The organism is Oscillibacter hominis, assembly GCF_014334055.1.
GTDB lineage: Bacteria > Bacillota > Clostridia > Oscillospirales > Oscillospiraceae > Oscillibacter > Oscillibacter hominis.
Map to the genome: position 1 here is coordinate 1,435,803 of NZ_CP060490.1, position 13,997 is coordinate 1,449,799.

At 58.6% G+C, this 13,997-nt stretch carries 13 protein-coding genes and 1 riboswitch; of the genes, 10 read left to right on the forward strand and 3 right to left on the reverse strand.

Annotated elements, in window-relative coordinates; translation table 11 throughout:
- Positions 1-40 precede the first annotated feature (40 nt).
- On the reverse strand, positions 41-886 hold the full coding sequence (locus tag H8790_RS07215) for a YitT family protein (protein WP_187331886.1): 846 nt from the start codon (positions 884-886) through the stop codon (positions 41-43).
- Between the two features lie 226 nt (positions 887-1,112).
- A complete protein-coding gene (locus tag H8790_RS07220; RefSeq protein WP_187331887.1) occupies positions 1,113-1,961 on the reverse strand; it encodes a MurR/RpiR family transcriptional regulator in 849 nt (282 codons plus the stop codon).
- Positions 1,962-2,187: 226 nt separating this feature from the next.
- Here H8790_RS07220 and H8790_RS07225 point away from each other — a divergent pair, with 226 nt between their 5' ends.
- The 10 genes from H8790_RS07225 to H8790_RS07270 all read left to right on the forward strand — a co-directional run bounded on the left by H8790_RS07225 (position 2,188) and on the right by H8790_RS07270 (position 12,137).
- Positions 2,188-3,567, forward strand: coding sequence for a sodium/glutamate symporter (locus tag H8790_RS07225; protein ID WP_187331888.1), 1,380 nt, complete (start codon positions 2,188-2,190; stop codon positions 3,565-3,567).
- Between the two features lie 30 nt (positions 3,568-3,597).
- A complete protein-coding gene (locus H8790_RS07230; RefSeq protein WP_187331889.1) occupies positions 3,598-4,611 on the forward strand; it encodes an ornithine cyclodeaminase family protein in 1,014 nt (337 codons plus the stop codon).
- 78 nt (positions 4,612-4,689) lie between these two features.
- The gene (locus H8790_RS07235; protein ID WP_187331890.1) at positions 4,690-5,505 is read left to right on the forward strand and encodes an aspartate/glutamate racemase family protein; all 816 of its coding nucleotides are present in this window, start codon (positions 4,690-4,692) and stop codon (positions 5,503-5,505) included.
- Complete coding sequence (locus H8790_RS07240) at positions 5,502-6,245, forward strand: aspartate/glutamate racemase family protein (RefSeq protein ID WP_187331891.1); 744 nt, start codon at positions 5,502-5,504, stop codon at positions 6,243-6,245. Before H8790_RS07235 ends, H8790_RS07240 begins: the two co-directional genes overlap by 4 nt.
- Positions 6,246-6,409: 164 nt before the next feature.
- Entirely contained in the window at positions 6,410-6,610 is a 201-nt protein-coding gene (locus H8790_RS07245; RefSeq protein ID WP_187331892.1) for a hypothetical protein, read from the forward strand.
- A gap of 359 nt (positions 6,611-6,969) precedes the next feature.
- Positions 6,970-7,227, forward strand: a complete 258-nt coding sequence (locus H8790_RS07250; RefSeq protein WP_187331893.1) for a hypothetical protein — start codon at positions 6,970-6,972, stop codon at positions 7,225-7,227.
- A 531-nt stretch (positions 7,228-7,758) separates the two neighbouring features.
- Complete coding sequence (locus H8790_RS07255; RefSeq protein WP_187331894.1) at positions 7,759-9,258, forward strand: helix-turn-helix domain-containing protein; 1,500 nt, start codon at positions 7,759-7,761, stop codon at positions 9,256-9,258.
- Positions 9,259-9,398: 140 nt separating this feature from the next.
- Positions 9,399-11,618 (forward strand): heavy metal translocating P-type ATPase, encoded by a 2,220-nt coding sequence (locus H8790_RS07260; protein WP_187331895.1) that lies wholly within the window; start codon positions 9,399-9,401, stop codon positions 11,616-11,618.
- Between the two features lie 12 nt (positions 11,619-11,630).
- A complete protein-coding gene (locus tag H8790_RS07265; RefSeq protein ID WP_187331896.1) occupies positions 11,631-11,930 on the forward strand; it encodes a metal-sensing transcriptional repressor in 300 nt (99 codons plus the stop codon).
- 9 nt (positions 11,931-11,939) lie between these two features.
- A complete protein-coding gene (locus H8790_RS07270) occupies positions 11,940-12,137 on the forward strand; it encodes a heavy-metal-associated domain-containing protein (protein WP_187331897.1) in 198 nt (65 codons plus the stop codon).
- A 41-nt stretch (positions 12,138-12,178) separates the two neighbouring features.
- On the opposite strand, the gene H8790_RS07275 is transcribed toward H8790_RS07270, so the two are convergent.
- On the reverse strand, positions 12,179-13,543 hold the full coding sequence (locus H8790_RS07275; protein ID WP_187331898.1) for an alanine/glycine:cation symporter family protein: 1,365 nt from the start codon (positions 13,541-13,543) through the stop codon (positions 12,179-12,181).
- Positions 13,544-13,655: 112 nt separating this feature from the next.
- A riboswitch (glycine riboswitch) is annotated at positions 13,656-13,746 on the reverse strand.
- Positions 13,747-13,997: the final 251 nt, after the last annotated feature.

Here is a 13,997-nt window from a genome sequence, read left to right on the forward strand (position 1 = left end):
GCAGGCTTCGGCCTGCTCCTCTTTTCTGCCTATGTAGGGATCAGATCACCCGGAATCCCTCTCCATGGACCTCCGTGGAGTTCATCACGATCATAAAGGCATCCTCGTCCAGATGCTTGACCTCCTGCTGGATTTGGTACATCTCCTTGGAATTGCAGGCCACCATTACCACCTGCTTCTTTCCCCTCCTGTATCCACCCCGGCCTTCCAGGATGGTGGAGCCCCGGCCGGTGCACTGGTCAATGAGGTCACAGACCTCCTCCCCCTGCTCCGTCACAACCAGCCCCACTTTTCCGGAGTTGAGTCCACCCATTACCTTATCCACCGCAGTGGCAATGAGGAAGTTGATGAGCAGGCCGTAGATGATCCCGTCCACGCTGCGCAGCATCGCGCCGCCCACCAGGATGGTGGCCGCATCGGCAAAGAAGGTGATGGTGCCCAGCTTCATATGGGGTTTGACCGCCTTGATGGCCATGATGACAAAATCGGATCCGCCGGTGGAGGATTTGCGCATGTAAATGAGGGCGTAGCCGATGCCGCTGAGCACGCCGGTCACAATGGCGATCAGCATCTGCTGGCCCTGGTAGACCGGCAGCAGCGGCGCCACATAGTCGATCATCAGCGAGGAGATGATCATGCAGCGGAGGGACTTCAGCATGAACTCCCGCCCGATGAGCCGGTAGCAGACGATGGCCACAGGGATATTCAGGGCAATGGTGGTCAGGCCGATGGGCAGATCGAACAGCCGGTAGAGGATCATGGCGATTCCGGAAAACCCGCTCAGCGGGAACCCGGCGTACAGCGCAAAATTATAGAGCGCCACCGCCACCAGAAAACTGCCCGCCGTCTCGCATGCCACATCCATTGCAACATTCTTCCAACGCATGAAAACCGCTTCCTTTCCAAATGAGATTTGAGGCAAAAAAAGGCACTTGCAGATCAAAAGGTATGATCCGCAAATGCCTTTGCTCTTCCAATCCTTACTATATCAGATGGAGCCTCCTTCTGTCAACCCCCATTCCTTTTCAGCCATTTGTATCAGGGAATCAGCGCCCCCTCAGCATCAGCCAAACGCCCCGCGGCAATTGAAATGCCGCGGGGCGCATCTTTTTTCAGCAGAACATATCGAAATCCATCAGGTTCTTTTCCAGTTCCTTCAGGTATTCCTCCATACGCACCTTGTGGCGCAGTGCCCGGGTGATCAAAAGCGTATTGAGCAGGGACAAACACGCAGTATAGGACGCCACATAGGAGCGGGAAACCGTTCGGCAGGTAAACACCAGGTCCGCATATTCGAAGGCAGGCGAAAGCCCCTCGCTGGTCAGCAAAACGATGGAGACGCCCCGCTGCTTGAGCCGCTTGACCATCTCCACCACCTTTTTGGTGTACCGGGAAAAGGAAAAGGCGATCACCAAGTCCCCGGGGCGGATCATCATCATCTTATCGATGTAATCCCCCACACCGAACTCGATGTTGGATACATTCACATCCTGCTGGCGCAGCTTGAAGGCGAAAAAGGCGGCAAAATAGCTGGCGCTCCGTCCGCCGATGGTATAGACGTGCCTTGCCTGGTCCACCATGGCAAGGAAGGGTTGAATGTTTGCAAGGTTCGCGGGATTTTTCAGCGTGGCCTGGATGTCATCGATGTCATAGCGCATGATCTCACTGACCGCGTCCTCTTCCTCCATGCTGGCCGCCGTGTTCTCCAGGCGGTTGTTGATGGGCAGGGCGTTGTTCACATACTCCGCCGCCAGATGCTTGAGCCCGCTGAAGCCGGAAAAGCCCAGTTCATTGCAGAATTTGGAGATGGTCGTCTCGCTGGTGCCGGTGAGCTGGGCAATCTGGGAGATGGTCTGGAAGGGAATGTCCATATAGTGGGACGCAATATAGTCCGCCACCGCCTTCTGGGCGGGAGAAAACTCCGATTGGCCCTCCTGGAGCTGTCTGAGCAATTTCTGCATATTCGTCATCCTCGGCTCATATTTTACGCGCTTTCCTCTTTTAAAGCCAGTTTAGCACATTTTCTTCGTAAATTGAAGTAAAATTATATTTCTAATTTTTCTTTTTAAAAAACATTTTTCTAAAATATATATTTACAAAAATATATTTTCATGCTATTTTCAAAATAGAGCTCGGACCACGTGGACGATCATCGTATTCGATATGCAGCACAGAAAGGAGAAAAATATGCTACCAGTTGAAAAAATTGCAAGTGGAACCATCACGAATTTTATTCTCTATCTCGCAATCATCGGCATTCTTCTCTTCGTTGCTACCGTCCTCAGGCTGAAAATCCATTTTCTAAAAAAGGCGTTTATCCCAGCTTCATTAATTGCAGGCATCATCGGCCTGATCCTTGGGCCCTATGTTCTGGGCCTCTTCTCCCCGGAAATGCGCAGTTCTCTTTCCGCAATGCCCACCCCCTTCATCGTCATTGTCTTTGCCTGTATGCAGCTTGGCGTCAAGCGCTCCAACCTCAAAGAGGCCCTGCTCCTCTCCGCCCCCTCCGTGATCCAGGGATACCTCTACAGCTTTGTCCAGGTGGGTGTCACCTGCCTGCTCACCGCCCTCTTGTTCACACCGCTTTGGGGAACCAACTCCATTTTCGGCTGCATCATTGAAGTCGGCTTTGAAGGCGGCCACGGCACTGCCGGCGGCATGACCGAGGTTTACACCGAATTGGGCTGGGCCGCCGGCGGAGATGTGGGACTGACCACGGCCACCATCGGCTTAATCATTGCCATTGTGGGCGGCATCATCCTCATCAACATGGGTGTCAAGCGCCGCTATACCGTGGTTCTGGAGGACAGCAGCGCCCTTGCCGGCGGTCAGGAGACCTTCACCGGCGACGAAAGGAAACCCTCTACATACACCACCATCAGCGGCAATGTGGTGGAGACTTTCGCCTTCCACGCAGCATTGATCGGCATTGCCATTTTTATCGGAAAGGTCATCATCTATCTCTTTGACTTGGCCTTCCACTACAGCCTCCCCCTCTTCCCCTTCGCCATGATCGGCGGATGGCTCCTCAACATGGTGCTCCAGCGGACTCCGCTGGCCGAACTGATGGACCGCGGCATTTTCGTGCACATCCAAAGCTTGACCATGGACTTTTTGATTGTGGCCGCCGTGGCCTCCGTCTCCATTCCCGTGATCCTGGAGAACTGGAAGCCTCTGCTGATCTCCTGCACCGTGGTCACCGCACTCATTGTCTATCTTTTCTGGTGGACCAGCCCCCGACTCTACAAAAAGCATTGGTTTGAATGCGCCATCACCCGTTTCGGCGTGGCCACCGGCGTGGCTGCCATCGGCCTGATGTTGCTGCGCACCTGCGACCCTGAGATGAAGACCGAAGCCGGCACCGTCTACGGCCTGGGCACGCCCTTTGTCTCGCCCTTTGTGGGCGGCGGCCTCATTACTACTGCCTACCCCTATCTCATCGTGGCCATGGGCGCGCTGAAATGCGGGCTCCTCTTTGTGGGCATTTCCATCGCGCTGATCCTCTTCTGCATGCTGGTGGGTCTTTGGAACCGCAAGCCCGTCATGGAACAGCGCGGCAACCTGTAACAATCATTTTCTATTGAAAGGAATGCAATCATGGATTCTATCAAGCTGCTTTATCTCAGCGGAGACGACGTTTCCTCCCTTGGTGCCGGAGACATGGACCTGGCTCTTGCAGACGTGGAGGAGGCGCTGAAGCTCGTATATCGGGGCGATGCCATTGTGCCTGAAAAAATTGCCATGGGCTTCGGGAAGTCCTTCCTGGAGGAGAGCGACAAAGGGCGCATCAACGCCATGCCCGGCTTTTTAGGCGGCAACTACCAGATGGCCGGTATCAAATGGATCGGCAGCAACCCCAAAAACCTGGAGAAGGGGCTGCCCCGGGCCAGCTCCATCACCATACTCAACGATCCAGACACCAAGTTCCCGCTTTGCCTGATGAACGGCAGTGAAATCAGCGCCATGCGCACAGGTGCGTCCAGCGGCGTGGCCGCCAAGTACCTGGCCCGTCAGGGAGCGGAGACGCTGATGCTGGTGGGCGCGGGCTATCAGAACCGCAAGCAGCTGGAGGCCATCTGCCGCGCCTGCCCCCAGTTAAACTGCTTCTACATCGTAGATATCGTCCGGGAGAGCGCAGAGCGTTTTGCCGATGAAATGGGCAGCGCCCTTGGGATTTCCATCACCCCCATTACCAAGATCGCCGACTGCGGCCGCACGCCGGACATCACAGTCAACGCCTCCAGCGCGCAGGTCCCAGTGATGGACCTGTCCGTCGCAAACCCGGGAAGCCTCCACATCTGCGTAGGCGGTTTGGACCATCCCGACCTCTACAAAAAAGCGGACAAAATCCTCTGCGACTCCTGGAAGCAGGTGCGCCACAGAGGCTCCTGCTACCTTGCCGCGGATGGCCTGGCCGGCAAGGTGCGGGATGAGGACATCTATGTCCAGGAGATCGGCGAGGTCCTCTGCGGCGACAAAGCCGGACGGGAGAGCGACCAGGAATTCCTCTACTATAAGCCCGTGGGCATGGGAATCCTGGACATCGCAATCGCCAGCCGTATCTATCGGCGGGCAAAGGAGTCGGGCGTCGGAACCTGGGTCAACTATTGAGCGTTTATTTCCTGTCTCCCGCCGCTGAGGCGGGAGACAGGAAATCGCGGATTATCTGATGAACAAGGAGGACAAGATATGACCATCATGAGAGGCGGCACGGCCAGCCAGGGCACGCCCATCGGCATTCTGATGGCCGACACCGTGTCTGCCCGGATACCCGGCGACGTGGGCAATGGCTTTACCTATGACTTCCCGGTGCGGTTTTACACAGTGAAGGGCGCCACTGCGGAGCGGATCGTCCAGGGAGTGGATGAGGGGCTGTTAGACGCCTTTCTGGATGGGGCACGGTTTTTGGAAGCGGAGGGATGCCAGGCCATTACCACCAGTTGCTCCATGATCGCCTTTCAGGAGCAGCTGGCCTCGGCAGTGGAGATTCCTGTTTTCACCTCCAGCCTGATTCAGGCTTCCTTTGCGGCCCAGATCATCCAACCCCACAAAAAAGTCGGCATACTCACCGACAACGCCCGGTCGTTGGACCCGCGCTGCTGCGTCGGCTACGGCCTCACTGAAGAGCGCATCGCCATTCAGGGCCTGGAGGAGACCAGGGCCTACTATCCCGCCTTTTACAGCGGAGCCGACCGGTACGTCTATGAGGAGGTGGAGGCCGACGTGCTGTGGGCCGCCGGCAAGCTGATGAAGGAGCACCCGGACATCGGCGCCATCGTCTGCGAAGGGACTGGTCTGTCCCCCTTCTCTCCCGCCGTCAGCCGCATGGCCGGCCTGCCCACCTTCGACATTGTGACACTGATCCATCTGGTGGCCTCCGGCACCCTGCGGGGGATGACCTCTCCCTTTCAAAACCAGCTCAACGGCGGAGAGACCGGCGTGCCGCCCCAGTGGGGCAGGCCGCCCATGGGCTTTGTGGAAGCAGAGAAAGGGGGATGCGTATGACAACCATGTATGGAGGCACCGCCAGCCAGGGCGTTGTGGTGGGTATTTTGATGCAGGACCGGCAGATACCCCGGATTCCCGGAGATGTGGGCAACGCCTTTACCTATGATTTCCCGGTGGCCTTCTACACCGTGGAGGGCTCCAACGGCTCCCGGATCATCGAGCGAACCGACTACACGCTGATTGAAAAATTCATTGAGGGCGCCCGATTCCTGGAGGCCCAGGGCTGCCGGTGCATCTCCTCCAGCTGCGGCTTTGTCATTGCCTTCCAAAAGCAGATTGCCGCGGCGGTGGACATCCCGGTCATCACCTCCGGCCTGCTTCAGGTTCCCATGGTCGCCCGGATGCTGCCGCCCGGCAAAAAGGTGGGCATTCTCACCGCAAACTCCGATACCCTGGACCCCAGCCATTTCCTTGTCCCGGGGGTCGATGAAAGCCGCATCGCCGTCCAGGGCATGCAGGGCACCTATTTTTACGACACCTTCCCCCGAGGTGCAGTCAGCTATGTCTATGAGGACATCCGCAGAGACATCGTGGACGCCTCTTTGCAACTGATGCGGGAGCATCCCGACGTGGGAGCCATTGTCTGCGAGGGAACCAACTTCGCCCCCTACACCCCCGCGGTCAACCGGGCCACAGGCGTGCCCATTTTCGATGTGGCCACGCTGATCCGCTTTACCGTGTCCGGCATCCTGCGGGGGATGACGGATCCCTTTCAAAATAAGCTGAGCTATCGGTAGGCCTTTCCAGTGTATCCCGCAAGGCCGTTGAAACAAGGAGGCATATGCATGTTTCAAAATCCGGTAAAACTTAAAAAGGCAAAAAGAATCAAGTGACAGGTGACCTGTGCTTTTGATCGGATATGATCCGATTGATCGGGCAAACTACCCATGAGGTGATTTTGATGTCCAAGAAAGGGATGGCCCGTCCGGACTGGACGCACACTGAGCCCCGCAACGACGTTGCCCCCGTTCCGGAAATTCAGGGGAAAGCCAAGCATGGCAAAGAACACGCAAAGCCCATCATCGGCGGCACCAGCGGCCCGCAGCTCAAAGTCTACCATGAGCTGAAAGGCGACGGTTCCGTTGGCGACACCACGCCCTGATCTTACAGCCGCCCCGGTTATGGGGCGGTTTTCTTTTTTCCCGGCTGCCCTGGCTGTGCCCTCCCGCCTCCGAACAGCATATCTTGAAGTATGATCGGAGGTGAACGTATGTTCATGCAAGCCGTCGTGATCGAGGTATATCTGGATCAGTTGCTGGTGATTGACCTTGACACACGACAGGATGTGATTGTAAATACCTTGGCTTCCCGCCAGTTCCGCCCCGGCTATGTGGTTAATATTTGGTATGATGGCATTATGACCAACAGCATCCCGCCGCAAATTAACGCTCTGCAAATTACCGTGGATCAGTCCAACGTGTTTCCGCCTGCTCCACCGGTGAGGCCCTGTCCGCCCAACGTATGCCTGCCCAATATTCGTCCGCCTTTTATATGGCCGCCGATCCTCTTCCCGCCGGTAGTGCGGCCGCCGGTGAGGCCTCCCGTGGGACGGCCGCCGGTGAGGCCCCCTGTGGTACCGCCGCCGAGACCTCCTGTGGGACGGCCGCCGGTGAGGCCTCCTGCGGGGCCGCCGCCGAGACCTCCTGTGGGGCCGCCTCCGAGACCTCCTGTGGGGCCGCCGCCGAGACCTCCTGTGGGGCCGCCGCCGAGACCTCCTGAGACCTCCTGTGGGCCGCCGCCGAGACCTCCTGTGGGGCCGCCGCCGAGACCTCCTGTGGGGCCGCCGCCGAGACCTCCTGTGGGGCCGCCGCCGAGACCTCCTGTGGGGCCGCCGCCGAGACCTCCTGTGGGGCCGCCGCCGAGACCTCCTGTGGGGCCGCCGCCGAGACCTCCTGTGGGGCCGCCGCCGAGACCTCCTGTGGGACGGCCGCCGGTGAGGCCTCCTGCGGGACGGCCGCCCAATCCCCCCGGCAGACCGAGATAACGGAAAGCCTCTTTACCGCTCCTTCATTGGGGCGGTTTTTCTTTTTTCGACGGTCGGCAGAGATGCAGAAATTTTGCTGGAGACAGCACGCAGCTGTTCGTTTGTTCGCTGCGGTAACGCAAAAGCATAGAGCCTGCCCATGTTTGGAAACGGTACAAACCGTACTGGGAACAGTCAATAATGCGAAGCGCAACCGATAGTTGACACCAGGGTGGTAGCTTTTTCCCCCCTCTTTTGTTACAATGGAGAGCAAAGGAGGTACGCATATGACATTGGGCGAACACATCCAACAGCTGCGCAAGGCGCAGGGACTGTCCCAGGAGGGCCTTGGCGCCGCGCTGGGTGTCAGCCGTCAGGCTGTCTCCAAATGGGAGACCGGCCAGACCTTGCCGGACACCGCCAATCTCCTGGCCATGGCCGAGCTGTTCGGCGTCTCCGCTGATGAACTGGCCATTCAAAAAGAAACCGATGATGCGCCCGCGCAGGAAGCCCCTACATCTGAGCGCGGTCCGCTCTGTTTTTTTCTCACGCCCATCGCCGTCGCCCTCATCGTGATTGCGGGGATGGCCCTCTGGTTCATCCTGCGGCCCGAACCCTCCGGCACGGTGCCCAACTCGTCTGTGCCGCCGGTCTCCTCCGAAGCGGCCGGTGAGGCTCTCGGCGACTTCACCCTCTGCTGGGACCTGGGCAGCGGTCCCGAGCACCTTTCCCTGGGGCAGGAGGGAGATTTTCCCTTCGATACCTCTTTGGAGCTCACAGCCCGGGAGTGGGTCTATGGCAGCGACTGGGGTGTGGACTTCCACGACGCCACCTGCGGCGCCCTCTACCTGACTTATTTTGACGCGGATGAATCGGTGATTTCCAAGATAGAGACCATCGGCGCGAGATACGAAACGCCCCGGGGCATCGGCGTGGGCAGCCCGAAGGCAGACCTCCTCCAGGCCTACGGGGATGAACTGGTCTACTGCATGAAGGAGCACGGCTCCGACATCCTGGTGCGCCACGACTGCTGCTATGCCTTTCAGACTGCGGATACCCCCAGCTACAGCATCGTCTTTTATATGCAGGACGGCCATGTGGCCGGTCTGCGGTTGGAGAACATGTTTGACGCCGGCATAGACGCCTACGCCCCGGACAACATCTCCCGCTTCCCGGTGGTGGATGGAGAACCGGACTTTTCCCAGCGGACCGAACCGGAACAGGAGGAGATCGACGAGACCCGGGCCGTGTACATCGCCTTCCAGACCCTGACCACCGACGCCAACCTGTCCGGTGAGGAGCAGTACCAGTGCCGCCGCACCATATTTGAAAACCTCCGCTACCTCGACTGGCCGGCCTACGGGCAGCTGGGAGAGGCGGGGCAGGAAATCGGCACCTGCGAAGCGCTGACCTATTGGCTGGAAACCATGGGCGATCTCAGCCAGAATGAGATTTTGGGTCTCCAGTTAGGCGTCCAGTCCAATCTGGATGGGTTTTATACGGAGAATTACTCCAGGGTGCTGGCCAACGCCTTCTTCCTCTACCCCATTCAGTTTGCCCAACTGTTGGCGGACAATGAAAATTCCGTGGAGGATTCCGCCGACGTGGTGATGCTCACTGCCTACGGCTCCGACCTCTATCCTGAGCAGGAGGCCGCGGCCATCGAGGAGCTTCGCCGTTACGGCCTCACCGGCCGGGAAGGCGCCTGGGCGGATTTTCTCATCGAGCGCATGGAGACCCCTATAGGCGATGCGGGGCAAGCTGTTCCGCCGGAAGGCGTCTATTGATTGGATCAGAAAAAGAGACCTCAACGGTCTCTTTTTCTTTTTGGGGCATACTAATTTTGTCCTCTTGACAAATACCCCACCAGGGTATATAGTAAAGCCACAAAATACCCCCACGGGGTATTGTAAAAGGAGACTTTCCCATGCGCGAAGAACAGTATCGAATCGAAGGCATGCACTGTGCTGCATGCAGTTCCTCTGTGGAGCGGGTCACCCGGAAATTGCCCGGTGTGGAGCGCAGCGACGTAAACCTGACCACAGAGCTGATGACCATCTCCTATGACGAGTCCCAAGTGTCGCCGGAGCAGATCATCGCCAAAGTGGAAAAGGCCGGCTTTGTCTGCCGGCCCAAGGAGAAGGAGCAGGCGGAGGCATCCGTGGAAGAGGAGGCGGACCCCCTCCAGGCCAAGCGGCAGAACCTGATCGGCGCCGCAGTGACCACTGTGGTGCTCCTCTATGTGTCCATGGGCCAGATGCTGCCCACTCCCCTGCCGCTGCCGGACATTCTCTCCATGGTGACCCATCCGGTGAATTTTGCCATGGCGCAGTTGATCCTGACCATACCGGTGATGTGGTTTGGCCGGGACTTTCTGATCGGCGGCTTTAAGGCTCTCTTCCATCTGAACCCCAACATGGACTCCTTAGTGGCCATCGGCAGCACCTGCTCGTTCCTCTACAGCCTGGTGATGACCTTTTTGATCTCCGACATCCCCCACCATGTCCACCACCTCTACTATGAGTCGGCGGCGGTGGTGCTGACGCTGATCATGCTGGGCAAATTCCTGGAGAGCCGCAGCGTGCAGAAGACCAAAGGCGCCATCACCGCCCTCATGGAGCTCTCGCCGGATGTGGCCGTGCTGGCGCAGACCGGCGAGACCGTGCCCACCGATTCCCTGAAGGCAGGCGATGTGATCCTCATCCGGCCCGGCGACCGGATCGCCGCCGACGGCAAGGTGGTCCAGGGCGAAAGCAGCGTCAACGAGGCCATGCTCACCGGCGAAAGCCTGCCGGTGGAAAAGCACATCGGCGACGAGGTCATCGGCGGCAGCATCAACCAGGACGGCGCCCTCCACGTCTCCGTGACCCGGGTGGGCAGCGACTCCACGCTGTCGAAGATCATCCAGTTCGTAGAGGATGCCCAAGGGAAAAAGGCCCCGATTTCCAAGTTAGCGGACCGGGTGGCCGGCGTATTTGTCCCGGTGGTCATGGCCATTGCCCTGATCGCCGCCATCCTCTGGCTGATCGCCGGGCAGGACTTCTCCTTTGCCCTGCGCATCTTCACCTCCGTGCTGGTCATCGCCTGCCCCTGCGCCCTGGGGCTTGCAACGCCCACCGCCATCATGGTGGGCACGGGTCTGGGCGCTTCCCACGGCATATTGATCCGCAGCGGTGAAGCGCTGGAGACCGCCCACAAGATCGACACCGTGGTCCTGGATAAAACCGGCACAGTCACCGAGGGAAAGCCCGCCGTTACCGAGGTGTTCCCCCTTGGCATGGCGCAGGAGGAGCTGGTAAACATCGCCGTGGCGGTGGAGTCCAACTCCGCCCATCCTCTGGCAAAGGCGGTGTTGGAGTACCGCGGCAGCTCCCCCTATCGGACTGCGGAGTTTGAAAACCGCTCGGGCCTGGGCCTGCGAGCCGTGCTGGAGGACGGCCGGGTGGTGCTGACCGGCAGCCGCCGCTTCCTGGAGCAATCCAAGGTGGACTGCTCTCCCCTTCTGGAGCGGGCCGGGCAGCTGGCCGCAGAAGGCCAGACCGCGCTGCTCTTTGCCGTGGACGGCAGGGCTGCGGGCCTCATCGGCGTGGCAGACGCCATCAAGCCCTCCAGTGCGGAGGCCATCCGGCGCCTGCGTGAGATGGGCCTGCACACCGTGCTGCTCACTGGGGACAGCAAAGCCGCCGCGGAGCAGATCGGCGCCCAGGCCGGCGTGGACGAGATCATCGCCGAGGTCCTCCCCCAGGACAAGGCCGGTAAAATCCAGTCCCTTCAATCCCAGGGCAAGCAGGTCATGATGGTGGGCGACGGCATCAACGATGCCCCCGCCCTGGTTCAGTCCGACGTGGGCTGCGCCATCGGCGGCGGCAGCGACATCGCCATTGAGTCCGCGGATCTGATCCTGATGCGCAGCGACCTGAGCGACGTATCCCGGGCCATCCGCTTAAGCCGCCTCACCATCCGCAACATCAAGCAGAACCTCTTCTGGGCCTTCTGCTACAACACCATCGGCATCCCCATCGCGGCCGGCGCGCTGTATCTGAGTCACGACCTTCTGCTCTCGCCCATGTTCGCCGGCGCCGCCATGTCACTAAGCTCCATCTGCGTGGTCACCAACGCCCTGAGGTTGCGGACCAAAAAACTGTAAAGGAGAATTGCCATGGAAGACTTTTGCGACTGCAGCCGGCACAAGCACCGGGAACAGCCGGAGTACGACGCCCTGATCCGGCGGCTGAACCGGATTGAGGGCCAGGTGCGGGGCATCCGGGGCATGGTGGAGAAGGAGGCCTACTGCACGGACATCCTGACCCAGGTCTCCGCCGTCCAATCGGCGCTGAACGCCTTCTCCAAAGAGCTGTTGGGCAGCCATATCAAGACCTGCGTGGTGCAGGACATCCAAAACGGGCACACGGAGGTCGTGGACGACCTCCTGACCACCATACAAAAACTGATGAAATGAGGCCATACTATGAAAATTATCAACGTCCCCGACATGATGTGCGAAAATTGTGTCAGCCGCATCACCAAGGCCCTGACCGACGCGGATTTGAAGTTCACCGTCAGCCTGGCCGATAAGACCGTCGCCATTGACGGCTGCGACCAGTGCCTTCAGACCGCCCTGAGTGAGTTGGAGGACCTGGGCTTTACCCCGGAAGCGGCCAAATAGGCAAAAAAAGACCCGCGGAATACCCGCGGGTCTTTTTCTTGTTATCTGCGGGAGAACAGCTCCGTGTCTTCACCCTTTGCGATCTTGGCGACCGTGCCGGACAGGGCCAGCAGAGCCAGCAGGTTGGGCGCCACCATCAGGCCGTTGAACATGTCGGACATATTCCACACCAGGTCCACCTTCAGGGCGGAGCCAAGCACAATGCAGACCACCACGACCAGTGCATAGACCTTGACGCCTGCTTTGCCGAACAGCGCCTTGACGTTGGTCTCGCCGAAGAAGTACCAGCCCACAATGGTGGAGAAGGCGAAAAACAGCATGCAGATGGCGATGAAGATCATGCCAAAGCTGCCAAATGCCCGGTCAAAGGCCATCTGAGCCAGAACGGAACCGGTTTCACCGGAGGAGACCGCGCCGGAGGAGATGATGACCAGCGCCGTCAGCGTCAGGATGACAAAGGTGTCAATGAACACGCCCATCATGGCCACCTCGCCCTGGTCCTGAGGCTTTTTCACCTTGGCCAGCGCGTGGGCGTGGGGCGTGGAGCCCATGCCCGCCTCGTTGGAAAAGAGCCCTCTTGCCACGCCAAAGCGCATGGCCTTCTGGATGGTGATGCCCAAGACGCCGCCGCCCATGGCCTGGGGGTTGAAGGCCATGACAAAAATCTGCCGGATGGAGTCCAGCAGCGCGGCGTGGTTGATGAACAAAATCACCACGCAGCCGGAGATGTAGAGCGCGGCCATAATGGGCACCACCTTCTCGGTGAAGGAGGCAATGCGCTTGACGCCGCCCAGGAATATGAATGCGGCGACCACGGCCAGCACAATACCCACGTACAGCGGCTTCACGTGGAACGCAGCCTGAAAGGATTCTCCGATGGAGTTGGACTGCACCATATTGCCCATAAAGCCCAGGGCCAGGATGATGGCCACGGAGAAAAAGCCGGCCAGGAACTTGCCGAACTTCCCCTTGAAGGCGGCGCGGATATAATAGATGGGGCCGCCGGTGACCGCGCCGTCCACCACAGTCTTATACTTTTGTGCCAAAACCGCCTCGCCGTAAATCGTGGCCATGCCAAAAAACGCAGAGACCCACATCCAGAAGATCGCGCCCGGTCCGCCGGAGGCGATGGCCGTGGCCGCGCCGGCAATGTTTCCGGTTCCCACTTGGGCCGCGATTGCCGTGGTCAGCGCCTGGAACGAGCTCATCCCGTCGTCCCCCGCCTTCTTTCCCCGGAGGCTGAAGCCGCCGAACAGCCGCTTCCAGCCCGCGCGGAACCTGCGCACCTGGATGAAGCGCAGGCGGATGGTGAAATAGATGCCGCTGCCGCACAGCAGAATTAGAAGGATGTTTTTGTCCCAAAGCCAAGTATTCAGTGTCTTTACAATTTGCTCCAATACTTCCATTTCTACTCTCCCCTGTTTTTTCCTGGCAGACAACAAAAAAGCCAAATGCAGGAAATCCTGCACTTGGCTCCACAAGGCAACGAGAGGGCCGTTTATTTTCAAACGCCTCTTGTCCGCCTACTCTGTCCTTTTGCCTGAGAGATTTGCGCATTGCACGCATTGCACCTTCGGCACTCATTCTGAGTTTCTCCAGAGCCACATCTGTTCATAGTCCCCGTCCAGTTCCGGACACCTGAGAGTTTTACTCCTTCGGTAAGCATTTACGCTGTTTTTCTATGAACTTCGTCTGCCGTTATTTCATTATGTTTTTACACTATCATGGCCTCTATATGAAGTCAAAGTAATATTCTTCATGTGTAACATGAAGAACTCTCATGTTGTGACTCACAAATTGACTGCAATACCCATTCTTTTTCCAGCTTTTAAAATGAATCTTTTCCTGCACATTGTTGAG